Origin of the sequence: Rivularia sp. PCC 7116 (genome assembly GCF_000316665.1) — a bacterium.
GTDB lineage: Bacteria > Cyanobacteriota > Cyanobacteriia > Cyanobacteriales > Nostocaceae > Rivularia.
In genome coordinates this window covers 6,894,404-6,919,709 of the sequence record NC_019678.1, presented here as the reverse complement: position 1 = coordinate 6,919,709, position 25,306 = coordinate 6,894,404, and the positions used below count along the sequence as shown (strand labels likewise).

The window sequence follows — 25,306 nt, the reverse complement described above, 5'->3', positions numbered from 1 at the left end:
TAGAAATATAGGTCTAAGAAGATTGAAAAACTTTGTATCTTGCATTAGTTCCTCAAGCAACTTTTATATTCCAATTTAGTTCCTTGGCTAGAAAAATATCTCACGTGGGAAATGCAGGATATCAAAAACGAATTCCCAACAAGTTATCAATAATAGGTGTAGAAATGAATAAATTTATCAAACGTGCATTCTTACCTAGCTTATTAGCTACAGGTATATTTAGCGCTACTTTAATTCCAGCACAACCAGCTAGGGCTGACGAAGATTTATTAGAAGATGCAGCAATTGGTGCTGCTGCTGGTGCTATCACCGGAATCATTACCAACAACGATTCTGTTCTTACCAATGCTGCAAATGGCGCTGCTGCCGGTGCTGCTGTTAATGCTGCTAATAGCGGTAGAAGAAACAAAAAAGACCGCAATCTTCTTCAGGATTTAGGAGCAGGTGCTGCTGGTGGTACTGTCTTAGGTGAAATTACCAACCGCGATAATACTGTTAGTAACACTATTAATGGTGCTGCTGCGGGTGCGGCAATTCATATTTTGAAAGGGAAATAAATAATTGGGAATGGGGCATTGGGCATTGGGCATTGGTAATTGGTAATTGCGTATTAATCCCGTTACGCTGTAAGATTTCCTATAAAAATTTTCCCTCCCTCTCTCCCTCTCTCCCTCTCTCCCTCTCTCCCTCTCTCCCTCTCTCCCTCAATTTTTTAGGTAATCTTTTACTGGGAAGGAGTAATCCCTATCTACCCCCTCTACCCCCTCTACCCCCTCTACGCGATCGCAATTCCTAATCTTCAGTTTGTTTGCTTTAATTACAGCTTATCCTTTAACGAAACTTGTCTTAACCAAAACAACGCTTTAAATCAGGTATTCTACTTAATACGACGAATCATTTGTTACGCTAGGCGCTTACCTGAGTAAAAATGACCAGACTATTTGATATCTTTTTAGCAGGGGGCTTCATGATGTTTCCTCTGCTAGTTTTGTCTGTTGTAACTTTGGCTTACGCGATACAGCGCGTTTGGTTTTGGTTAAAGTTGGTAGTTCAGGAAAGACAGGTAGTGCAGGATGTGCTGACAGTAGCACAATATGATTGGGAGAAAGCAGGAGAAATTGCGACTGCTGCTGAAGATTTGGCGATTGGGCGTTTTCTTGCTGCACCGTTAAAACTAAATAATCCAACTCCGGAGAATTTTCGTTTAGCACTACAAGCAGCGGCTGACAAAGAATTGATTGATATTGGGGGAAGCAATAAGCTGTTAGAAAGTGTAGTTGTAATTGCACCTTTGTTAGGTATTTTGGGTACTGCTGGTGGTTTAATTACTACTTTTCTAACTTTGAGAAACGGTGGTGCAGATAGTGCAGATAGTAGCGGGGTAGCAAATTTAATTCTGCAAGCCTTAATTAGTAGTGCAGCAGGAATAGCAGTAGCGATTCTTGCATATACTTGTTTTCGGCTTTTTATTGTATTACGTGCGCGTCGCGTGGACTATTTTGCCACTGTTAGCAATCAATTAGAGTTAATTTATTTGCATATTTGGAATGAATCTGTTCAAGATTTAAGTATTAATTAGTTATTGCTTTAATCGGTTAATATATCGTAATTGGTAATCAAAATATTTTTGGTTGCGAGTTACGATTTTTTATATTTAATAGACATTAAAAGTTTTATCGTTTTTTATTAAGGCATCTTGCAAGATTCTCCTGTTATATGTAGCGAATCTCAGTTGAGTCCAATACACTAGAAACCTCACCCCGCCATGACGGGCACCCCTCTCCTTATTAAGGGAGAGGGGAAGAGTGAGATTAAATTGTATGAATCAAAAGCACAGAAATTCTATTAAAGTCAAGAGCCTAGTACTCTGGCAAGCCACAATTGCCGGGTAAGGGCAGGCAGGGGGAGCAGGGGAAGCGGAGGGAGCAGGGGGAGAAAAAACTTTTTATTTCCACGCTAAACCCAGCAAAGTTCGCTTGGCGAACCACTAGTACAATGCGGCATAAATAAGGCAACAATTAAAAATGCCTGAAAAGCCTATAAAATCAAACTTATTACTTCTTAATTCCGCGAAGCGATACTAATCATTCACCTTACAAAAAAATGTGGCGTTTTGCTAAGTTTGATCTAAATATCTATTCAATATAAAAAAATCGTAATCCATAATCAAAGTTACGAATTACGAATTACAAGTTAAAAAATACTAGTTACAAATTAAGGAGAATTCTTCAAAGCCAAAATAATTGCTCCTTTACCTTCTTTCGTTGGTAAAAAAGAAATATATTTTGTAAATTCACCTTTTTTGACTTCATACAAAAGTCCGGAATTTTCTTGGCTAACTTGAGATGCTGCAAAACCTTCCGACTCTAACTTTGTTTTAACCAGCAAAGCTAATTCGTCAGGGGTTTTGTTTGTATCTTTCCCGAATATTTTTTCCACTTCAGAATTGGCAACAAAACCTTTTTCTTCCGTCCAACTTAGTTGAGCGTATAGATTTTGGAATGCTGCATCAAAAGCTTGTTCTTCGGTTTTAGTTTCTTCTAACTGACTTTCATTGCTTAATCTGTAGCAATCAACTCGCTGGGAAGATAAAAGAATCATCGTACCCTGCCCTTCAACTGCGAATAGCTGTAGAAATTGAGTTAGACTGCCTTTAGAAACTTGATAAACCTTTGTATCGGTTTGATCGGTAAGTTTTTCTACCTGGAAATCAGTTCCTGCTAACTTTTTGTCGAAATAAGCTTGCACTGAATCTAAAGAATCAGATGTAAGTCTAGTGCGTCTATCTATTTTTGCGCTTTTGACTCCACAAAAATTAGGTCTTACGCTGCTGTATTTAGGAAATTCAGCAAATGGATCGACTCGACGGGTTTGGGTATCTGTCTGTGAAGGAGTAGTTTCTTCTGGATTCAACTCCGTTTCTGTATCAGAGGATTCTGGTTCCGCTATTTCTTCAGGTTGTTCTGTTGGTTCAGAATTTGTATCATCAATAGGTTCTTCTACTGTCTCAGAACTTGTATCGTCAATAGGTTCTTCTACTGGCTCAGAACTTATATCGTCGATAGGTTCTTCTACTGATTCTGATGGTGTATCTTCAATGGGTTCTTCAGATGGTTCGGAAGGTGTAAAAGCAATCTCAGGTTCGATTTCGGGCTCACCTAAAGATAAATTTTCGCCAGGAGTAGGCAATTCCTCTGATGAGATATCATCTCCGCCAAGAGAAATATTATCAACTGGTGCATCATCGATAGAATCGCCTGACTCATCTAAAGGCTCACCATTAGCCAAATCCGGAATTGCGTCTTCACTATCCCCAGCTTCTTCACTGTTGCTTTCGTTTTCCAAATCGCTTAGCAAAGGTGTTTCTTGGGGTACTTTTATCGCTTTTCCTTTCGGTAAGGTGTCATCTTCGCACAGTTCTTCTTGTGAAGATGTCGCTGTATTTTCGTCACCTAATATTTCTTCAGCAAAAGATTCATCTTCACCTAAAGAATCTTCTCCTGCTCCTTCCAGAGAAGTATCTTCACCTAAAGAATCTTCTCCTGCTCCTTCAAGAGAAGCATCTTCACCTAAAGAATCTTCTCCTGCTCCTTCCAGAGAAGTATCTTCACCTAAAGAATCTTCTCCTGCTCCTTCAAGAGAACCATCTTCACCTAAAGAATCTTCTCCTGCTCCTTCAAGAGAACCATCTTCACCTAAAGGATCTTCTCCTGCTCCTTCCAGAGAAGTATCTTCATCTAAAGAATCTTCTCCTGCTCCTTCAAGAGAACCATCTTCATCACAAACATCTTTTGATACTTTTGCTGTATCGTTTTCTGGAGTATTACCGCCTTTTGATAATTCTGTATTCTGCGAATTTGAAGGTATTGGTACTGCAAATAACAAACTATGCAAAGCTGCTGAAGCTAGCAACATTGATGGAGAAATTTGTCGTAATGGAACGAACAAATTATTTAGAAGATATGACTTAATCATGTATTTGGCTCTGGGAATCTGGATTGCACAATGCCAAGAAAACTCAAGATAAGACAGATGCACAGAGCGAAACCAGATAATTATTTTGCAGCATAAAGCATGAATTATCAAGCACAAAATTTCATACTTTATACTTTTTTCGTCCAAAATTATAGAATATTGTATATCAATAGTAGCATTTTCAGATAAAAATATTGTTTTTTTGTTTTACAATCGCTACTCTAATAATAGAATTTAAAATTACAAATTGAATAAATCAAATATTTTAAATATATTCTAACTACGAAATAATTACTATTACCTAAAAACCAAATTTTAAACACATTTTAAAGTTTTATTGCTGCCTTCTTTAACAATTCTTAACTGATAAAAGGGTAGGGTATTTCTGGTAGGCATCTCGCGTAGAACTCTATCCCCAAAAATCGAGACACTATGAATTTAAAAGTTACCGGATTGAATCGAATCGTAACTTCTTCCGTTGCTGCTGCTGCTTTTCTATTAAGTGGAGCTGCTGCTCAAGCTCAAACATTAGTAGGTGCAGGTGCTAGTTTCCCTGCTCCTTTGTATCAGAGATATGCTCGTGAAGTTCGCAAGACACACAAAAACTTACAAGTAAACTACACCGCTTGTGGTTCTAGCTGTGGTATCCGTAACTTCACAAAAGGTACCGTTGATTTCGGCGGTAGTGATGCAGCAATGAAAGATTCTGACATCGCTAAAGTAAGCCGTGGAACAATCTTGGTTCCTACCGCTGGTGGTGCTGTTTCCGTTGTTTACAACTTGCCTGGTGTTAACAACCTCAAGTTGTCCCGCAAAGTTCTACCTTTGATTTTCGCTGGTAGAATCACCAAGTGGAATGATGCAAGAATCAGAAAGGACAACCCCGGTGTTAGATTGCCTAACCGCAGAATTACACCTGTTGTTCGTGCAGATGGTTCCGGTACAACCTTCATCTTCACCAACCACCTCAGCACCATCTCTGGTTACTTCAAAGGAAGAATTGGTACTTCCAAGAAGCCAAGATGGGCTTTCAGAGGAGCTAGAAAGGGTAAAGGTAACTCTGGTGTAGCTGCTTTGGTTAAGCGTACTTCTGGTGGTATCGGTTACGTTAACTACTCCTATGCTCGTTTGAACAAACTTAAGTCTGCAAGAGTTCAAAACAGAAGAGGACAGTTTGTTGCTCCTTCTTTGAGAGCTGCTAATACTGGTTTGTCTAGCGTTAAATTCCCCGCTAACTACCGCGTATTCGTAGGAGATTCTTCTCAGGGTTATCCTATCGTTGGTTTAACCTGGATGATGATCTACAAGAAATATCCATCTGCGGCTAAGGCTGCTGCTGTTAAGAAGTGGATCAAGTGGGTAATGACCACTGGTCAAAACTTCAATGGTAAGTTACTCTACACCAGCATTCCTACAAGCGTTAGAAGACGTGTAATCAACCAAGTTAACAGAGAAGTTAAGTAATTAACTTTCCTATATTCCTAGACAGAAGTTAGAGTTTTAACTTCTGTATTTACATCTGTTAAATAGGTATTCCTAAGACTTAATTGAACAGAGATGGGGTGGGTTATGCCCACCCTTCTTCTTGGATGTTTGTGGATTTTATCCGAATACAAGCTTAATCTGATAGTTCGGGATGCTACATAATAATTTTGTGATTTCTTGTAAAAAAATATTCTCGAAATCCAAAACCTCAAATCTCTACATAAATGCATCCGTTGGTTAAAACTAAAATCTAAAATCTAAAATCTAAATGACTGGCAATGGCTAATTCATCCGTTCAACCCAATTCAGTAGTTGATGACAAGCTCGATATTTTTGCTCAAGATGCCAAAAATCTATGGTTAGAACAAGGATTTAAATGGCTGGTGCGCTCTTTTGCGGTATTTGTAATATTTATGTTCCTGTGGATGATTTATATCATTTTTCAGGAAGCACAACCGGCTGTTGTCAAATTCGGACTCGGATTTCTCTGGAGCCAAGACTGGGATACTGTTGAAGGTGTTTATGGTGCATTACCATACATTTACGGAACTCTTGTAAGCAGCTTCTTAGCGATTTTAATTGCTATACCTGTTGGCTTGGCGATTGCTCTTGTTACTAGTGAAGATTTTCTACCTTCTTATGTGCGATCGCCAATTGCTTTCATTGTTGAGTTAATCGCGGCAATCCCCAGCGTAATTATTGGTTTATGGGGTGTTTATATTTTAATTCCAGTTATTGTTCCTTTGCAAACCTGGCTATCGGTAAATCTTAACTGGATACCATTGTTTAATACTGAATTTCCTAGCGGTGATAATTTATTAACTGCGGGGATAATTCTAGCTATCATGATTTTGCCTACAATGGCAGCAATTAGTCGCGACGTTCTGATGGTAGTTCCCAATCAGTACCGCACCGGTTCGATGGCTTTAGGTGCTACCCGTTGGGAGACTATTTTCAAAGTATTATTACCTAGTGGTTTTTCTGGTGTTGTTGGTGCTACGATGCTGGCTTTGGGACGCGCTTTAGGGGAAACAATGGCTGTAACAATGGTTATTGGTAACTCAGAATTTATCAGTGCTTCCTTGCTAGATGCTAGCTATACAATTCCGGCTGTATTAGCGAATGAATTTGCTGAAGCTGAAAATAGGCTGCATGTTGGAGCCTTGACTTATTTAGCTTTAGTTTTGTTCGTTGTTACTCTAGCAGTCAATATCGGTGCTGTGGTATTAGTGCAGTGGCTGAACAGGAAGAACAAGTAGTTTATCTAACCTAAATACTGCAAAGCTATTAGTAATCAAGGTTTAACGAATTCGCGTCGAAAATGTTTTGAGTAGGTTGAGAGAAATGAGTGCTAGAAAACGTTCGGAGATTGATTTGTCTGTAGCGAGAGAGATATGCAATCCTCTTTCACCAGAAAGGTTTGCGTTGCAGTATGGAATGACTGCTATTGCTTTCTTTCTCACCTTTTTGGCGCTGTTACCTTTATTTTCGCTGGTATGGGAAATTCTTGGACGGGGACTGTCCAATCTCAAACCAGAAATGTTTGTTAATCAGGTGATTGATTTTGGTTTTGCCAATGCAATTTTTGGCACCATCAAAATGGTTACAATTGGCTCTCTATTTGCCATTCCTGTTGGAGTGATGACGGGAATATTTCTATCGGAATTTGGTAAAGATTCCAAGATTGCTTCTGTTGTCCGCTTTATCACTACTATTCTTTCTGGCGTACCTTCAATTGTTGTCGGTGTGTTTGCTTATGGTGTTTTCGTCGCCACAACCAAGCAATTTAGCGCCGTTGCCGGTGGTTTTGCTTTAGGCGTAATTATGCTTCCGGTTATTGCTTTAACAACTGAGGAAGTATTAAAACTGGTTCCAAATTCCCTACGCTTGGCATCGGCAGCATTGGGTGGAAATCGCTTCCAAACTACTTTTCGCGTTGTGCTAGCTGCTGGATTACCTGGAATTACTACAGCAACTCTATTAGCAATAGCCCGCGCTAGTGGTGAGACAGCGCCGCTAATTTTTACGGCTTTGTTCAGCAACTTTTGGGCGAAAGGACTATTTGAAGAAACAGCTTCCTTACCTATATTAATTTATCGCTTCTATCAAGACGACAGACCAGAAATATTTCAATTAGTCTGGACAGCTTCAATTGTATTGGTGGGTTTAATCTTCTTGTTGAATCTCCTGTCTCGCGTAATCACCAGTAGAAAGCTTAAATAAGGTTTAACCGCAAAGCTTTCATGCTTATCTAGTTATAATTCCCATCGTTTCTATCATCCAAGTTTCTTTCTTCATGAGTAACTTAATTCCAGCCATTACTGTCAAAAACCTTGCTTTCTATTACGGTACTTTCAAAGCACTTCAAGGAGTGTCTTTAGATATTTACCAAAGACAAGTTACCGCACTTATTGGACCTTCGGGTTGTGGTAAATCAACTTTCATTAAATCTCTCAATCGTATTGGCGAACTAGAATCTAACGTCAAGATTGATGGAAAAGTAGAATTTTTCGGTCAGAATATTTATTCTTCTCGCGTCAACCTTAATAGATTGCGCCGTCAAATAGGCATGGTGTTCCAAAAGCCAAATCTATTTCCCATGAGCATTTACGATAATGTAGCTTATGGAATTAGAATTGCCAGACATTGCCCCAAATCAGAATTGGACGGTATTGTTGAATCTGCAATTAAGGGTGCTGCATTGTGGGATGAAGTCAAGGATAAACTATACAAGTCAGCTTTAGGTTTATCTGGTGGTCAACAACAGCGTTTATGTATTGCTCGTTCTTTAGCAGTCAGACCAAAAGTGTTGCTGATGGACGAACCTTGTTCGGCATTAGATCCCATTGCAACTATGAAGATTGAAGAGTTAATCGATAGTTTGCGCGGTGAATTGACAATTGCAATTGTGACTCACAATATGCAACAAGCGCAGCGTGTGGCTGACTTTACGGCATTCTTTAGTACTGATGAAAGCCGTATCGGACAAATGGTTGAATTTGGTAGCACCGACCAAATCTTCAAGAATCCTTTGGACCAACGTACTCGTGATTATGTTTCCGGACGTTTCGGTTAATTTTGATTAGTACAATTTTATCAGGGTGTAGGCTCCGCTTTGTATCGCCAAATTATGAAAAAAATTAATTACTTATATATATAATTAAACATCTTGCACCATTCTTATTGAGCCAAAAGAAACCTCACCCTGCCCTACGAACACCCCTCTCCTTGTTACTCCCTTCCCGGTGCAAGATTACCTAAATTATTGAGGGAGAGAGTGAGAGAGCGAGGGAGTGAGGGAGAAATTCTTATAGGTAATCTTAGAGCGTGATGGGAGTAAGAAGAAGGTGAGAAATGGTCTGCTGCGCTTTGGCTATCGCTATTAATTTTATTTTGTTTTTAAATATTTCAGGTAATTCAAAAAATTATTATCGTCATCTTTATCAAAAAACTGCTCGCTTAAACGACTTAATCTAGCAGTTGCTTGAATAGCTATCTGCTCACCACTCTCAGTAATACATAAAGACTTCGATCTTGAATCACTTCCAGCAACTCTTGTTATCAGACCTTTTTTTTCAAACTTGGTCATGATTTTAGAAGTGTTCATTGGGATTGTATCGGCGAATCTGGCAATCTCAGTTTGGGTAACTTCTTCCTGATTTTCCAATAACCAAAATAAAGAAACTAAATGAAAATACTCTGCTTGATTTAAGCCGAACTCTTTCAACTCATTGTTAATTTGCTTCTCCCAATTGTTTGCTACCTGCCAGATTAAGAAACCTGCATGATTGACTGGATCGAGAGGTTTATTTTTCAACGAGTTCATACAAATGAGTACGCCAGAAACAATTTAATCATAACTTTTATTATAATAAACTGATTTATTAAATCTGGCGAGACGATACACCCCATTAAGTTTGCTTGACGGACTAATAATATGTTTTTTGAGTTTCTTAATACCAATTCTGTATGAGGCTGCGCTCAATCGCTCTCACTCTGAAAGAGTGGAGCTACTGATACAAAGCCTACCTGCGTAGGCTTAATTCGGCGCATCTTTATAAAGAAATGATATAAGATGCTATTAGATAGAATAAACCCCCACTTTCGATCAAAAGTGGGGTTTTGAAGTTTTTCTATGCAACTAGTAAAGCTAATAAGCACCGGTTTTTTGCAAGATAACTCTAAAAGTTCGCAAGAATATTCTCAAATCAAGTAATATTGACCAATTTTCGATGTAGTTCATATCTAATTTAATCACATCATCAAAATTATCAATCTCAGAACGTCCGGAAACCTGCCATAATCCAGTAATGCCGGGAAGAACTTCTTGGCGAATAAAATGCTTAGTTTGAAATTTTTCGACATCGCGCATTGGCAAGGGGCGAGGACCTATTAAACTCATATCCCCGACTAAAACGTTGAACAATTGGGGTAGTTCATCTAAACTATAGCGACGTAAAAATTGTCCAACTCTTGTGACTCTGGGGTCATTTTTCATTTTGAAAAAGACACCATCCTTCATTTCATTTTGAGCTTCTAAAGAGGCTAGGACTTTTTCTGCATCAGTAATCATTGTTCTGAATTTCCAGATGAGAAATTCTTTACGGTGCAAACCGATACGTTTCTGGCGGAAAAATACTGGTCCCGGAGAATCTAGCTTAATCAGAATAGCAATGGAAATATATACAGGCGCGAGTAAGATGATTAAAATTAGCGAAAAACAAAAGTCAAACAATCTTTTGATGCCGAAATCAACCCCAGCAAAAATTGGTGCTGCAATAGTCGGGAAAGGTAATCCTCCAATTAAGCTAAACCGAGATGTCGAAAAAGGAAGTTTATTCTCTGTCGGTAGTATATGCACCGTAATTCCGGCATTATAAAAATGCCAACAAAGGAAAGAACGATTCTTTATTGAATCCCAGGAGACAAAAACTTCTTCTATATTTTGACTGCGTAGAGATAAAAAAGTTTTTTCTCTGTTAGCCCAATCTAAACAGCTAGAATCAGCAAAACCTCTTACGGTATAACAGTCATCTTTTTCGATAATTTTCATCAGTTGCTCTTTTTGTTGAGCATCTGCAATCATAAACATCGAATGGCGCATTACACCATTTTGACGGAGAAAGTTAGTTGATAAGTTGAATAAAAATCTAGTAGTACAAATACCTGTAACAGATGCAATCCAGTAGAGTAAATAAGTCGAGCGAGCAATATAAGTCGTTGGTTCGTAAGCATAGGCGATTAAAGATAGCAGTATTGATGATAACGACACTGCTTTAATAATACTGAGATAATCCCGACGATGTACGCCCGCTCGGTAGACTCCAGTTATGGCAAGTATGGCAACTTGAATTCCCAAACTTAGCAGTAGAAAGGATGAATTAGTTGTCCATTCTGACTGTAAAGGGGAAGCATAATTAACAGCTACATTCCAAGCTAAGTTAAGTGATAAAACATCGAGACAAAATAGGAGAGTTACTCGTAGCAAGCGGATAAAAAGCCCTCTCTGTATAGTTGCGCTATTGGATGAACGTAAATCCGGTTTAAAGTTATCTATAGTTATGCTGTTATCGGACATTGTCAGACCTCTCTTAATATTCCTGAATTAATAATTTACAAATAAACCAAGGTTGAACTAAGTAACGCTTCCACAGCCTTTTTGGTTCGCTAATTAGACGATAAAACCATTCCAAACCCATCCTTCCCATCCATCGAGGCGGAGTCGGAACTTCACCTGCAACATAGTCCATGCAAGCGCCACTAGGTAAAATTGCGTTGGTATCAAGTTTTTCCAGATTATCGAGTATCCAATGCTCTTGGCGTGGCATACTCATTCCTACCATCAAGATATGAGGTTTAAAGGCATTAATAGCAGCGATAGTATCTTGATTCTCCTGGCTGTCTTTATCTACATTTATATACCCATGAGCGCAAGCAATTTTTAAGCCAGGGTATTTTTGGCGTAAAATTTCTGCTCCTTTATCGGCAACCCCTGGTTTAGAACCGAGATAAAATACTCTCCAACCTTTAGTAGCAGCTTCTTGCATTAAAGGCCATACCCAATCGGCATAAGTAACTCGATGTTCTCGCTCTACGGAATAACCCCTGAGTTTCCCAATCAGCACTAAAGGCATACCATCGATATGGGTATAATCTGCTTTTTTATAGAATTCCCGCATCTTGGAATCATGATGATAGATATGCAGACTGTTAAGATTATGATTGGCAATCAGATATTTTTTTTGTTCTGCAATTGATTTTGCAACTAAACCATTCAACTGAGCAATATTTAATGCATGTACCTGAACGCCGAGAAATTTTAATGGAGAACTATTCATAGTTAAAATATTAGAATTCAAGTATAAGTGTCAAGTCTCAATTGGTAAGATTGAAAATAGAATTATGCTGAGCCGGTGAAGAGCGTTTACTTAATATTTGCTCAACACCTTTAACTAAAACTTGCACCCTAGAATTCCAGCTATGATGATTGACTATTTCAATGCGAGCTAAATGCCCCATTTTTGGCAGTGCTTCTTGTTGAGAAAAGGCTAATAGCAATGCACGTTTTAAATCCTCTTTTTCTCCTGGTTGAAAAAGAAATCCTGTTTGATAGTTAACTAAACGCTTGGCATCTTCAAATGCCGATGCAACAACTGGTTTAGCCATTGACATATATTCGTATAGTTTCATAGGTGAAAGATACATTTCACCCATTTGTAGCTGTACTTGTCCGGAGAATCCAACGTCAAACCCGGCAATATACTGGGGTACGACTTGCCAAGGAACTCTACCGATAAACGCTACATTTTCAGAGATTCCTAAAGCTTCGGCAAGATTTTCCCAATCAGCTTTCATGGCACCGTCGCCAACAACAACCAGCGATATATCTAAACCAGTTTTACGTAATTCTGCGATTACTTCTAATAATAAATTTAGACCAGACCAAGCATATAAACTACCAACAAAACCAACTGTGAAGCCAGAAAATATCCGCTTTTGATTATGTAATTTAGGATTAAGAAAATCTATATCAACCGCATTATTTACTATAACAATTTTGTCAGGTTGAATATCATAATCGCGCACTAAAATTTCTTTTAGAGTTTCGCTGACACAAGCTAAAACATCGCACTTTTTATATGCTTGGATTTCCATCCATTTAGCAATTCCATCCAAAACCAAGGCTTTACGCTCTGCTTTAGCTTCGTAAAAAAGTAAAGCTTCAGCTTGCAAAATCCAAGGAATTCCTTGGCGTTGAAATATCCATCCCAGACACTGTAAAGTTGCAGCATATTCATACACAAAATCTACTTTACTTCCCAGTTCTCGCCAACTTTTCCAGGAATTAATCGCGCTAAGACATAATCGCACTAAGTCTACTGCTAAAGTACGAAAGAATCCTTTGCTGATTGCATCACCAGAACCTTTTGCAGACCAGTTTTGAGGTACTCTATCTCCAACAATAAATGTTTGAACTTCCCAATTTAATCCTTTAAAACCTTTAATAATTCCTAGAATTCGAGAGCGAGGTCCCGACATTTCCGCGTCGGGGTGAGTTGAAATTCTGGGTGCTGCTGCTAAAAAACCGAGTCTTGGAGACATTTTTGATCCTAGTTATTAGTTATTAGTTAGTAGTTACTCCTTTCTTGGTAAAAGATTACCGATTAAAAAACCGCAGAGACGCTAAGTACGCAGAGAAAAGAGATAAAGAATAAAGAGAGATAGGTAATCTGATAAGCGAGTTAGAAGTAAGAGTTAGTAGCTAATAGTTAATTATTTAAATTTCCCTTATCTTCTTATCTCGCCAATAATCCTCAATTATTAATTTTGTTGAGGAACTTCTTCTACAAATGTGGGAGATGCAGCCAAATTTTTGTAACCGATAACGGCGCGGAGATAAGGAAGAATCCAATAAATAAACCAAAATAATCCAGAATGACGACGACAAAATACTGTCCAAGGTTTTATAGGAAAAGCCTTTATATGGATTACTTTCTGTAAACGTTCAAATACGGTTAATTTTGTATCTACCCAACTATTGCGAACAGAATTTTTACTACATGTGCCAACGTAACCGGGTGCAACCCATATCGAACATCCTTTCTTAGTTGCCCGTAAACCGTAATCGGTATCTCCCATACTGTGAATAAAAGCTGCGTCAATATTGCCAACTTTTTGGACGACACCACGGGGAATTAGCACGCAGTTACCGAAGAAAGTATCGCATTGTTCGATATGTTCAGTGCAGCCTAAAAAATCATATTTATTTGAATACCATTTTGGAGATTTAATCGAACCACCATAAGAAGCTTTGCCAGTAAATATGTCTTTAGTGGTACCTACAACTATGGCATTTTCATCGCTTTGTTCTGACAGCTTTTTATATACTGCAAACAAGCGCTCAATAGCATCTGCTTCTAAGATTGTGTCATCATTCAACCAAAGGTAATAGTCATAATCTTTTTGGATTGCTTTTGCAAATGCAAGTCTCATTCCTCCTACCCAAAAAAGATTGCCGTTTCCTTGGAGAATATTAACTCCTGGGTATTCAGCTTTTACTGCATCTGCGGTACCGTCTGAACTACCATCGTCTGTTAAGTAGACATCGAATTCTACAGATTTTTTTTGTTGATATAATGCACGCAAACAAGAAACTGTAGTGCTGCGTCTATTAAAACAAGTCATTATAACTGCTATTTGTGCTTTTTCCATAGTCTTTTTGGTAAATATAATTAGGTTTAATTAGTTTGAATTGATGGTGATTCTAATATTTCTAAAATTGTGCCTTACTCTTGGCGGTCGCACATTATAGATATTGTTCAAGCTGTAATTTTTAGATTGAAAATTTAGTATGAAAATCCTCCGGTGTTAACTGATATAATTCTTGTAATTTTATATATCGAGATTGAATACCATCGGATGAACCAAAGTATTTTTCCATCAAAGCTTTTGGTTCGTATTTTTTCCCTGATTCTTTATTTATGAGTTGAGAAATATAAGCACAATATTTCAATCTCAAATCTTTCATTTTTGTCAGAGTTTGTTCGCGAATCTTTTGCGGCTCTGGCGATAATTTTTTCCAATTTTGTACGGCTTGAGCAACTGCATCTGCCTCTGGGGGTACGATAGTTGAATTTTCAGGAGTGAAAAATTCATCTCTTCCACCTTTACTGGGAGTACTGACTACAGGAATTCCGCAGAGTAAGTATTCGCTAGAAGCAAGATTTGCTCCTTCTAATGCTGAAAGAATTAAGCCTGCATGAGCCTGATTGTATTTTTTTGCTAATTCTGGGCGTGGAATAAATTCTTTGTTGAAATCAGCATGTTTTAATTCCGGGCAGTAAGCATGTAAATCTCCTCCGTAGGATACCACCATCAGTTTTTCGATATTTTTTGCTAATCCAAGCCGCTTTGAAGAATTAAGTTGCGCGGTGTAAATTGCATCGTAAAGTTTAGGCTGTTCGATAATGCTATATAAATGCTCGTTGATGTAAAAGTTTTGGTTAAAGTGCGCTCCCCTAATTTGAAAGCGTTTACGCATTTCTTCTTCATCTGCTGCATTCACCATAAAATGGTGAGTTCTACCTTCTAAGCTGTGTAGAAGTGATTTGATTTTGCGTAAAAACATCTGTTTAGGAGCAGCACACCAATAAGGAGAATGTTCTAAAAGATGTTTGGGACGAAACCATTTTGGTAGAGGTTTATATTTCATTTTTTTATCTTGATAAATTACCCCACCGAAGAAAGGGTAACTACCAAGATAAGAAACTATCAAAGGTTGAGTACTAAAAATATAATAACCGTGGAATAACATATATATTTTAGGGAATAGGTAATAGCTAATAAGTAATAGGTAATTGGCAATAGAATAAATATATCTGTTCTAAAGATTTGCTACTCTTTCTATCCAATTACTTACATTCAAGTTCAAGTTAAATACTTTTAATTTTTGCTCGACTTTTCTGACTGTAAGCATATGTCTGTGTAAAACAGAAGTCCGAGGCATTTGATAAGCCATAACTTTTTCACATAGCCACTTATATTTATCGGAGTTTAGATTGAAATTTTTCAAGTTTTTAATTTGTTTATTCCAATCGTGATAATAAAATAAATTAAAATAATGAACTGAAATTAAATCATCCCACTTTTTTAATCTCCACTTTTTGGATAACCGATTGTGTAAAGGCAGAGGATAGCTATAATTATCAGAAAAATGAGATACATTTTCTTCCAAAGCACACAAAGTTATAGATAAAACTGACTGTTCCACAAAATAAATACCCTGGGGAGGAGTAATATCTAAACGCATTACTTTTTCAAAATTTTGCTTCCAGGATGTAAATATACCGGCACTTCTTCTAACTGCAACTAAACCGGAATTCCAGTAAGCTCTTATTTTTTTATTGGCGATGGGAGTATTGACAAAATATTCCTGTTTTACTCCTAACACTTGATAAAGTTTTTGCCAGTACCATTCATGAGAGTCGTTTGCACCTGTAGAACCTATACCTTGTCCGTATTCGGGACGCATCCGCACGTTACAATCATCTGGTAATAGAAATTCTTTTGGTTCGTCAAAAAAGCACTTGTCGCTATCAAGAAAAACTAGCACTTCTGCATCTATATTCTGTTCTGCATAAGCACATGTCAAGGGTTTATTTGCTAAATAATATTCATGGAATTCTACATTAATAGGTAGTTGCTGGTGGATAACTCCCAATTTTTCAAATGCTTTTTGGGTTTCTTCGGCAATAGGTGTTCCAGTTCTAGGATGAAAACTATATATTGGCGTATCTTTTAAATTTCCACAAAATTTGCGAATGCTTTCTGCAAGCATCAAAGATTGGGGTTCTAAACGACCGGGTTCCGTACAAACAATAAAGGCTAATGGTACTGACATTTTATTTTACTCCTCACGATTTAATTAATAAATAATTGGTAATTGGGTATTGGGCATGGGGCATTGGCAATTTATAATTAGCGACTCATAACTGATAACTGCTCACTGTTCACTGCTCACTTTTCACTGTTCACTGCTAACTGCTCGCTGCATTGCTCAAATAAGGTGGAATAACGTTTTGCTTGTAACTCAAGGGTAAATTCTCTTTCTGCTTTTTCTCTAGCGTAAAAAGATAGCTTTTCGTGTCTTTGGGTATCTTCCAAAACCCAGGTGATTCCCCGAGCAAAATCATCAATGTTATAAGGCTGGGCTAAATAACCACATTCTTGATGGGAAACAATATCTTTTAAACCAGTGGCATTAAATGCTACTACCGGAGTTCCACAAGCTAGGGATTCGGAAGCAGTTTGTCCAAAAGACTCTTGCAAAGATGGTACGAGCATGACATCGGCAGCCGAATAAACGGTAGCTAAAGAGCTATCATCATATAAATGCCCTAAGTAATGAGTCTTGAATCCTAGCTCTGGTGGATTTTCCGGTTGAGAAGCTCCAAAAATCACTACCTCGGTGTTATCATTCCAACCAGATTGACTTAATTGCTGCAAGGCTGGTTGTAATAAATGGAAGCCTTTATTTCTATCGCTAGTTGCTTCTATAGCTCCAAATAATATCAGTCTTTTATTCTGTGGTAAGCCAAGAATTTCGCGGGCTATTGTTTGTTTAATAGGTCGATATTTTTGCGTATTTAATCCATGAGGGATGACTTCTACTCCTGAATTTTTAAATAACGAACTAGACTTGGCACATTCAGCAATCCAATTACTAGGAGCAACTAATGTTAAGCGATTTGAATTCGTTAAACTTTGCCAAGCTCTGGTTTTACGCTTGTGTACCCAGCGAGATAAATCCCAGTTATTAGTACTATTAAGTTGAGGGCAAGCACCGCAAGATTGTGTATAGCGCTGGCAATCTCTAGCAACATGACAACCGCCGGTAAATACCCACATATCGTGAAGCGTCCATACTAAAGGTTGCTTGAATTTTGCAATGGATTCTATTTGCAGAAAAGCGCCACTAATCCAATGCAAATTAATAATATCTGGTTTAATATTTGCGACTTGAGAAACAACTCTATCTGGCAACCATTGGCTAAAAAATGTACCTTTACTTCTTTGTCTATAAAATTTTAGTGGCAAAGTTTCAAAAGTAAGTTTTGTTTTAGCTATACCTTGGGATAACCTAATTTTTGGAGCAATTACTGTTTTATCGCTACTCGATTTTTCCTGAACTAGCATTTGCGAATCGAGTCCAATTTCTTGTAAACCTCTATGCAAGCGATATGTTGCCCGAGCCGCTCCACCACTTATATCATGAGTACTTAAATGTAAAACTTTCATTGATTTTTTTGCTTTTTTTAGAATCTTTAGTAAGCTAAATTCAAGGATGCTTTCTTTCTCATTCTGCTATACTCCATTGTTAAACTTAGAGACGTGGTTAAATACATGAACCAATTCCAACTAGGAGTTAACAATCTTGCTTCTGAAATATTCAAGATGAGAAATAGGGCGAGCATCTGCATTGGTAGATAATCTTCTGGTGTTTTCGCTATCGACACAACTCGATGAAGCGCCATCGTTATGAAGCGAATAAACCCAATTGCAAAAACGCAGAAGCCAACAATTCCAACATCGAGTATTATCTCGAAAAAACCATTATGAGAATTACTTGCCCATTCGTGAGTCAGCCTAATATTAGAAGCAAAGGGACTATTCCAAAAGGCAGCATATCCGTAGCCAAATAAAGGTCTTTCTAAGATTTGATTGAATAGAGGCTCCCATAAGTCGGTACGCCCGCTAAAAGTAAGGTCTTTACCAGAGGCTCCAACGATAGATTCGGCATTACCAAAAATCAGTATTAAACCGCTAACTAATAGTATTAAAACAAAACTAATCATGATTATTTGTAATTTATAGTTATTGTTTGCGCTCAGTTTATATAAAGGTAATAGAGCTATCATAGTTAACACAATCATTAAAGAAGTTGTAGAGCGTGAAAGAATAATTAAACAGATAGCTAAACCAAAAATTGTTAGCCTCAGCCAGCGATATTTTGATTCGCTTAAAGCTAAATGTAAGAACACTCCGGCGCTCCAAGCCATCATGTATCCCAATTCATTTTTATGACCAAAAATTCCACTCCACATTCCAGCTAACTCTGGTGCTGTATGAATTCCTCCAAAGCTGGGGATTAATGGAAAAATTATTGAGAAAACTGTTGTTATTCCTAAACCTAAAGCTATGAATCTTATTTGTTCTTTAAATGTATAACGCATAGCCAAGTAAACAGCGAGCAAATAGATTCTCAGTAAACCTCGGATAAAAGTTAAACTTGAACCCATATCTACCGACCACAAAACAGAAAATAAAATTAATATTAATAATAGTAGTTGAAATATACCTTTGGAACTAACATATAAAAAACCTTTCCAATAGTAAGCAATTAATCCAGATAAAATTAAATATGACAGAGCATTTAATAATTTATCTACTGCAGCACCTCCAAGGGGATTTGGTGAAATTTCTTGGGCAGGTTTGATAGAAGCAGCACCTACAGTAATTAGTATTAAAATAATAGTTGCTAATTTTTCAGTGCGGTGAAGATTCATGTTTACCTCGATGGAGTAGAGATATTTAATGCAAAGGATACGATTAACGTGCAATTAATTTCTTATCCTGGAGCATTTTCTTGAGATTCTGTTTAAAAATGTCTAACCTAGTTGCACGATAGACGGTATCTTGAATAAATTTATCTGCTTCTAAGTGACGTACTGTAAAAGGTGGATGCTTCAGAGGAAATTGCATTTCTTCTGTAGGGAGGTTGATAAACGAAAATTCCTCGGAGGTATTAAAGTTTGTGGCATCCGCACCAACACCGACATTGCTAACCAAATTAACGTTGGGAATAATGTTTAATCCTCCTTGCATCCAGCAAGCAAATGTCCATTGATAATCCCAGGTAATGCCAGTAGGGTTATCGTAAATAGAATCAAATATATTTTGCCAGTAATTTACTGACTTAGAATCGATAAGAATATCATTTAAAATATTTGACTCTTTGACTTCTTGCCACAATTTGATATACAAGTCGTAGTGTTGCCAAGCACGTCGCCAACTTGCCCAGCCCCAGCAATGACTATAAGCTGAAAAGTAATAACTATAATCGGTACGTTTTTTGCCTAATTGGGCATTTTGAGCCGCAATCGAAGTTACCCTATTATCGTATCTATACTTTTCTAGTAATTCTTCGCAAAATCTAAAAAATGTTGGGTGCGGGATACAATCATCTTCCAAAATAATTGTTTCTTCTACATTCTCGAAAGCCCAATTTAAGCCGCTAGAAACTCTTTTCGCGCATCCTAAATTAATATCCGAATAATTTTTGATAACTTCACAATTCCAGTCAACTTTATCTATAATTTCTCTTGTTTCAGCACATTTTTCAGCTTCTCCTTCGCGGTTGCTTCTTGCTCCATCAGCTACTACTAATAGCTTTTTAGGTTTTATTTTACGAATCACATCGAATACTTTTTTAGTAGTATCCGGACGTTTAAATATAATAAAAGTAATCGGTGTTTCTAGTTGTTTACTCATTTTATTTTTATCCAAGTAGTCAATCTATAATTAATGTTTATTTTTGTTTATATTTAACCATCGTAGCTTCGATAATTCGAGCATAATAAATACATTATGTTTGATTTAATATACAAAATCATAGAGAATCAATATTTATAAAAAGGAAGGAAAGACTGTAGCTGAACTTGAAATAGTTTTCGCGTTCTTTTATCAACAGCATTACTTAAAAAAGCTGCTGCCGCTTGAGATGAAATTGTGGCGATCGCCGCTCCAAGTCCGCTATATTTCGGTATCAGCAAATAGTTGAGTATGACATTTAGAACTGCTCCTAATAAAGTTTTTCCTAAAGAAATATGGTTGAGTCCTTCTGCAATAAACCACGGTAAAGTTGCTACACCCATAAATACGAATAAAGATGCCCAAATATGCACGGCTAATATTGTGGAAGCTTCTGCATAACCGCTACCAAACATCATCAAAACGATGTTTTTTGAGAGGAATGTCATGGGAATCGCAATTGCTAGGGATATATATGTGAGTAGGCGGAGTAGTTGTCCGATTCGTTTATAGTAATGATGTTCGGATTTTTCTTTCGCTGCATAAATTGAAGGAGAAACAGAAGAAACAATTGCAGTTGGGATAAAGTACCACAACTCGGAAACTCTTACTGCCGCCGAATAAATACCAACTTCATTATTCCCTTTCATTTCACCCAGCATTATCTGGTCAATTTTCATGAAAATTAGAATTGCAAATCCTGAAAAAATCAGTGGAAAACTTTCCTTGAGCAGGCTTTTTGCGGCTGTAAAATTCCACCTCCAATTCCATAACGGGGAAAATCCTTTGATTTGATAAATAGCAAATAAACCAATGGCACCCATAAAAATTTCTGCTAAAGTTGCCCAAGCAAACGTTAGCAATGGTGCTTTAATCAGAATTAATCCTACTTTTACTAAAGTACTTAATAGATAAGCAATATTTTTCGCAACTACCGTATATTTTGACTGTATCTGAGACTGAAACCACAGTTCAATTGTGTCGGCAGTTCGGAATATTCCAGTCATGGCTAATATTATTACTAACCAGATTCTCAGTATATTTTGCTCTTGTAATAGAAATAAACTACCTACCGCTAATAAAACCGAAACTATTCCACCTATCAGTTTTAAACCAAAGGTAGTTCCTAATATTTCCGTTTTGTCGGATGATTCTTTAACAAGCTGACGTACTACTACATCATCTAAACCCAAGGTAAAAATTGGCGTAAATAAACTAACAAAAGCTAAAGCATAGTTAAATAATCCGTAATCTTCGGCTCCTAAGTAACGAGCTACCCAAACCCCAACCAGCAAACCCGCGCCCATACGCAGAATTCTGTCGGCGAATAACCATCCCGTATTGCTGACGACTTTACGTAGTTTCGTATGAGATTTAAATTGCGATAGATTTTTAATTTTTAATTTTCTCAGCATTATGGGAATAGTTAGCACTTAGCAGTGAACAGTTAGCAGTGAGCAGTGAGCAGTGAGCAGTGAGCAGTGAGCAGTGTTAGCGAAGCGTGTGCCGAAGGTACATACAGTCAACAGCGAGCAATTAACAATTACAGTAGTTTTCCGGTTATAAATAATTTGCAGAAGTAAATACTTAGGAGAAATATTCCTTTAAATTTCCAATAGACATTCTTTTCTAATAAAAATATAATTTTCAAATATATTGCAAAATCTTTTTTTGTCGGACAAGGAATAGTTTTTAGCTCTTGGAGCGACGTATATGCCAGAAATAGCGGTAAGCTAATAGTATTTTTCTGCATGATGTAATTAAACATTGCAGAACGTTTTAATAATCTTTTATATTCAAAACTAATATCTATGTCTAAAGATTTATCATTGTAGAAATTATTATTTTTGTGTATTCTATACATAACCGACGGTTGAGGCATATAAAACTTTTTAGCTCCCACTAAAGAAGCACCCCATATCAAACAATCATCTGCTCGAACTCGCCAATCTTCTGTATGCGGAATAGGCAAGATTTTTTGCAAGGTTTGTTTACGCATTGACAGCGTGGAAGTTATAGAGCCAATCCACTCACCAACACACATGGTTTTAATTTGGGAATAACCCAAATCTGTATCGAAATCATATTCTTGATATATCCCTTCTGCCACTCCGAACATTTGATAAGCGCAAAATAAAAAATCGCATTCCCGATAGCGCTGATAAAACTTCAGTGCATTTTCTAAGTACTCTAGTTCGTACATATCATCCGCATCGAGGAAAAAAATTAAATCCCCGGTGGCAGCTAAGAAACCTTGATTAAATGAAGATAACTGACCTTGATTTTCTGGTTTTAAGACATATCTAACACTTTCATTTTCAGCCAGCTTCGCAATCACTTCTGCCGAGTTGTCTGTAGATGCATCATCAACAATAATTATTTCGTCAAACTTAACGCTTTGATTCAAAGCACTATTTACAGCCTCTGCCAGAAAATTCGCATAGTTGTAGTTGTTAATTAAACAGGTTGTCTTCATGTTTTTAGTTTTATTAATGAATTTCCTTCTTTTTAATAGTCTTGAATATAGTTTCTCTAATTGGTGAAAACTCATTTTCACTTGTAGCCGAGTCAATCGCTTCCTTCGTGTAATACAAATAGCTCTTGGGTTCGCTTTTTATATCGACACCATTAATTACTATTCCCAAAACCTTTTGGTGTGATTGATTTAAATAATCTCTTGCTGCATTTGCACTGTCTGATTCAACAACACCAGGGCGTACTACTAGCAAAATACCGTCTGTTAGGTCGCTTAGTATTGCTGCATCAGCCGTTCCAACTACAGCAGGAGTATCGAAGATTACGAAATCATATTTATGGGTAAACTGTTTCACTAAGGTTGCCATTCTCTGAGAATCCAGTAGAGCCATAGGATTCGGAGGTAAAACACCAGAGCTAAGCACATCTAAATTGGGTGCTACTTCTTGTACCGCAGACTCAATGTTGACGTGATCCACAATTACATTACTCAAGCCCACCGCATTAGTAAGTCCCCAGGTGTGATGCTGAATCGGATGGCGCATATCTGCATCTACGAGTAGCACTCTTCGCCCTACACTTGCCATTGCGATCGCTAAGTTTGCTGCAACTTCTGATTTTCCTTCTTTAGGAACAGAACTTGTAACCACAATACTTCTCAACTGAGTATCAGAGCAGAGAAATTTTAAGTTAGCCTGTAAGATTTGATAGGCATTCCCTATGGGAAAAGAAGGAATATCTCTCTCAATTAGTCGCGGTAGAGGTCTGTTAACTCCGGCAATCGAAGAATTATGTTTGTGATGCTTGCCTAATGCCGGAATAACTCCGAGAAGTGTATATTTCATTACTTCTCTAGCCTCTTTGACAGTCTTAACCGAACGGTCTATTAAGTCTAAACCGAAGCCGGTAATTATGCCTAGCAATATGCCCGCAGCACCTCCACCGATAAGGAACAGAGTTTTACGAGGTCCCTGGGGAGAATCGGGAACTAGAGCTGCAGAAATGATGCGTGCATTAGGAATCTTTTGATTTTCAATTACATTAATCTCCCTATCTTTAGTTAATAATGTTTGATAGGTTGATTGTGCTGCTTTTAGTTTGCGCTCTAATTCGCGTTGCTCTTGTTCTAATTTCGGTAGCAAATCGGCTCGTCTTTTATATGTATAAAACTTATTTGTGAGTGTAGCGATTTGCTGCTGCAAGCCGTCACGCTCTGCTTGGGCACTGGTAATTTCTGCAATTAAACTTCTGCGTAATTCTCCTAGCTGTAAATTTCCTTGTTGAATTTGTTGTTGATTTCCCGAAATTTCATTGGTTCTTTCTCGCAGGAGATTTCTAAGAGTCGCAACTTTATCTTTCAAAGAATCGATGATAGGGTGTCCTGGTTTAAAACGAGTTCGTTCCAGCGCCAGTTGACTTTCTGTTTCTTGAAGCTGGGTTAATAGTTTTTGTATTCCCTGTCTTTGACTCAAATCTGCCGAGATTACAGCTTGTTGCGATTCTACCCCGGCTTGAGCCTGTAAATTTTTTAGACGTGCATTGACGTGAGCTAGTTGAGCTTGAATTTGAGATATTCGTTCTTCTAATTTAATGATTGTCTCTACTGATGCACTAGCCTCTTCTTGCAAAGCAATAATTTGATGCTTTTCTTTGAATCGCCGCAGTTCCAATTCTGCTTCTCTTACTAATAATTCTGCATTTGGTAGTTGTTGCTTGAGAAATTCCCGTGCAGTTTGGGCTTCTTTTTGGTTAGCGTTTACATTTTGCTGAATATAATTTTTAATGACAGTATTAACGATTTTGGCAGCTTTGACTGGATTTGGATCGTTATAAGAAATTAATAAAATATCACTACCCTTAATTCCTTCTACATTTAATCCATTAGCTAAAGCAGAAATCGGTATCAGCTTACCTTCGTCATCTTTCAGATTTAGCTCTTTAATTGTTTCTTGAATAACGGGATTTGATGTAACGATTCGTGTTTGCGTATCTAAAGGATTATTATTTTGAGTTAAAGCTTCCAATCTTCCTAAATCTTCTGATAGTCCCGTCAAGGAAGAAGTGCGATTACTTTTGATCATCAAACTTCCCTCTGCCCTATAGGTAGGTGTTAGGGACATTGCATACAGTGTAGCTCCCGTTACCGTTAGCCCAAAAACTCCACAAGCAGGCAACCAGCGACGTTTGATAACCTGTAAATATTTTTGAATATCTATTTCTTCGATAGTGCTTAAAGTTTCCATTGTCATTACCACAAAAATATATATAAATAGGGATGATTTTTTGAATCTACAGCATCAATTCAGCCGCTATAGATAGAAGATGCCTAGAAATACAACTGAATTCAATAGGTGTTTTTGATTGAAATAGTGAAATTTGCACAAGTAGGTTCTACCTGACTGAAACATCTAGCAAACTATCTCAATCAAGCTTTAAAATCGCAAATTTTAATTATCGCTCGTGTCAGCTATATTCTTAAAACTTTTGTTTAATCAGTTGTAAACAATAACCCCGATACGATTAGATCCAAAATATTGATGGATGATTTCAACTGACTGTTAACAATTGCGATACTAGCAGACCACCTAACTAATTAGCCTTACCGAAAAATGCAAAAAAAATGTTCCTAAATTCTGGTAGATGACAAATAAGAAAAACAAAAGCAGATGAGTCTCAATTCAAAGTTACTAACTCATTAATAGACTCAAACGTGAAAACAACACAGCGATACCCTTCTAAAGATTACCTAGTTTTCATCAATCATCTACTAGTTTTTACCTAG

At 37.4% G+C, this 25,306-nt stretch carries 20 protein-coding genes; 6 read left to right on the top strand and 14 right to left on the bottom strand.

Annotated features, from left to right (window positions below):
• Positions 1–32: 32 nt before the first annotated feature.
• Together RIV7116_RS26620 and RIV7116_RS26615 are read left to right on the top strand one after the other, a co-directional pair.
• Positions 33–557: a hypothetical protein gene (locus RIV7116_RS26620; RefSeq protein ID WP_015121428.1), complete on the top strand. Its 525-nt coding sequence runs from the start codon at positions 33–35 to the stop codon at positions 555–557.
• A 371-nt stretch (positions 558–928) separates the two neighbouring features.
• Positions 929–1,579, top strand: coding sequence for a MotA/TolQ/ExbB proton channel family protein (locus tag RIV7116_RS26615; RefSeq protein WP_015121427.1), 651 nt, complete (start codon positions 929–931; stop codon positions 1,577–1,579).
• Positions 1,580–2,214: 635 nt separating this feature from the next.
• Here the strand turns inward: RIV7116_RS26615 and RIV7116_RS26610 are convergent.
• Entirely contained in the window at positions 2,215–3,975 is a 1,761-nt protein-coding gene (locus tag RIV7116_RS26610) for a hypothetical protein (protein WP_015121426.1), read from the bottom strand.
• Between the two features lie 432 nt (positions 3,976–4,407).
• On the opposite strand from RIV7116_RS26610, the gene pstS reads away from it, so the two are divergent.
• The 4 genes from pstS (at position 4,408) to pstB (ending at position 8,536) form a co-directional block, all read left to right on the top strand.
• On the top strand, positions 4,408–5,439 hold the full coding sequence (pstS, locus tag RIV7116_RS26605) for a phosphate ABC transporter substrate-binding protein PstS (RefSeq protein ID WP_015121425.1): 1,032 nt from the start codon (positions 4,408–4,410) through the stop codon (positions 5,437–5,439).
• Positions 5,440–5,738: 299 nt separating this feature from the next.
• Positions 5,739–6,719, top strand: coding sequence for a phosphate ABC transporter permease subunit PstC (gene pstC, locus RIV7116_RS26600; protein WP_015121424.1), 981 nt, complete (start codon positions 5,739–5,741; stop codon positions 6,717–6,719).
• 85 nt (positions 6,720–6,804) lie between these two features.
• Positions 6,805–7,683 (top strand): phosphate ABC transporter permease PstA, encoded by an 879-nt coding sequence (gene pstA, locus RIV7116_RS26595; protein WP_015121423.1) that lies wholly within the window; start codon positions 6,805–6,807, stop codon positions 7,681–7,683.
• Between the two features lie 73 nt (positions 7,684–7,756).
• Positions 7,757–8,536: a phosphate ABC transporter ATP-binding protein PstB gene (gene pstB / locus RIV7116_RS26590; RefSeq protein ID WP_015121422.1), complete on the top strand. Its 780-nt coding sequence runs from the start codon at positions 7,757–7,759 to the stop codon at positions 8,534–8,536.
• 312 nt (positions 8,537–8,848) lie between these two features.
• Here the strand turns inward: pstB and RIV7116_RS26585 are convergent, their stop codons facing one another.
• From RIV7116_RS26585 to RIV7116_RS26525, 13 genes are all read right to left on the bottom strand, one after another.
• Positions 8,849–9,286, bottom strand: coding sequence for a MarR family winged helix-turn-helix transcriptional regulator (locus tag RIV7116_RS26585; RefSeq protein ID WP_015121421.1), 438 nt, complete (start codon positions 9,284–9,286; stop codon positions 8,849–8,851).
• A gap of 324 nt (positions 9,287–9,610) precedes the next feature.
• On the bottom strand, positions 9,611–11,038 hold the full coding sequence (locus RIV7116_RS26580; RefSeq protein WP_015121420.1) for a sugar transferase: 1,428 nt from the start codon (positions 11,036–11,038) through the stop codon (positions 9,611–9,613).
• A 13-nt stretch (positions 11,039–11,051) separates the two neighbouring features.
• Positions 11,052–11,798 (bottom strand): WecB/TagA/CpsF family glycosyltransferase, encoded by a 747-nt coding sequence (locus tag RIV7116_RS26575; protein ID WP_015121419.1) that lies wholly within the window; start codon positions 11,796–11,798, stop codon positions 11,052–11,054.
• Positions 11,799–11,835: 37 nt separating this feature from the next.
• A complete protein-coding gene (locus RIV7116_RS26570; protein ID WP_015121418.1) occupies positions 11,836–13,062 on the bottom strand; it encodes a glycosyltransferase family 4 protein in 1,227 nt (408 codons plus the stop codon).
• Positions 13,063–13,281: 219 nt separating this feature from the next.
• Positions 13,282–14,172, bottom strand: a complete 891-nt coding sequence (locus RIV7116_RS26565; RefSeq protein WP_015121417.1) for a glycosyltransferase family 2 protein — start codon at positions 14,170–14,172, stop codon at positions 13,282–13,284.
• Between the two features lie 121 nt (positions 14,173–14,293).
• Positions 14,294–15,274 (bottom strand): glycosyltransferase, encoded by a 981-nt coding sequence (locus RIV7116_RS26560; protein WP_015121416.1) that lies wholly within the window; start codon positions 15,272–15,274, stop codon positions 14,294–14,296.
• A gap of 69 nt (positions 15,275–15,343) precedes the next feature.
• On the bottom strand, positions 15,344–16,360 hold the full coding sequence (locus RIV7116_RS26555; protein ID WP_015121415.1) for a hypothetical protein: 1,017 nt from the start codon (positions 16,358–16,360) through the stop codon (positions 15,344–15,346).
• Positions 16,361–16,476: 116 nt separating this feature from the next.
• Positions 16,477–17,757 (bottom strand): glycosyltransferase family 4 protein, encoded by a 1,281-nt coding sequence (locus RIV7116_RS26550; protein WP_015121414.1) that lies wholly within the window; start codon positions 17,755–17,757, stop codon positions 16,477–16,479.
• Positions 17,758–17,783: 26 nt separating this feature from the next.
• Positions 17,784–19,025 (bottom strand): O-antigen ligase, encoded by a 1,242-nt coding sequence (locus RIV7116_RS26545; protein WP_015121413.1) that lies wholly within the window; start codon positions 19,023–19,025, stop codon positions 17,784–17,786.
• A 43-nt stretch (positions 19,026–19,068) separates the two neighbouring features.
• Positions 19,069–20,010, bottom strand: coding sequence for a hypothetical protein (locus tag RIV7116_RS26540; RefSeq protein ID WP_015121412.1), 942 nt, complete (start codon positions 20,008–20,010; stop codon positions 19,069–19,071).
• 128 nt (positions 20,011–20,138) lie between these two features.
• Complete coding sequence (locus tag RIV7116_RS26535) at positions 20,139–21,464, bottom strand: flippase (protein WP_015121411.1); 1,326 nt, start codon at positions 21,462–21,464, stop codon at positions 20,139–20,141.
• Positions 21,465–21,592: 128 nt separating this feature from the next.
• Complete coding sequence (locus RIV7116_RS26530) at positions 21,593–22,525, bottom strand: glycosyltransferase (RefSeq protein ID WP_015121410.1); 933 nt, start codon at positions 22,523–22,525, stop codon at positions 21,593–21,595.
• A 13-nt stretch (positions 22,526–22,538) separates the two neighbouring features.
• A complete protein-coding gene (locus RIV7116_RS26525) occupies positions 22,539–24,773 on the bottom strand; it encodes a polysaccharide biosynthesis tyrosine autokinase (protein ID WP_015121409.1) in 2,235 nt (744 codons plus the stop codon).
• Between the last annotated feature and the right edge of the window lie 533 nt (positions 24,774–25,306).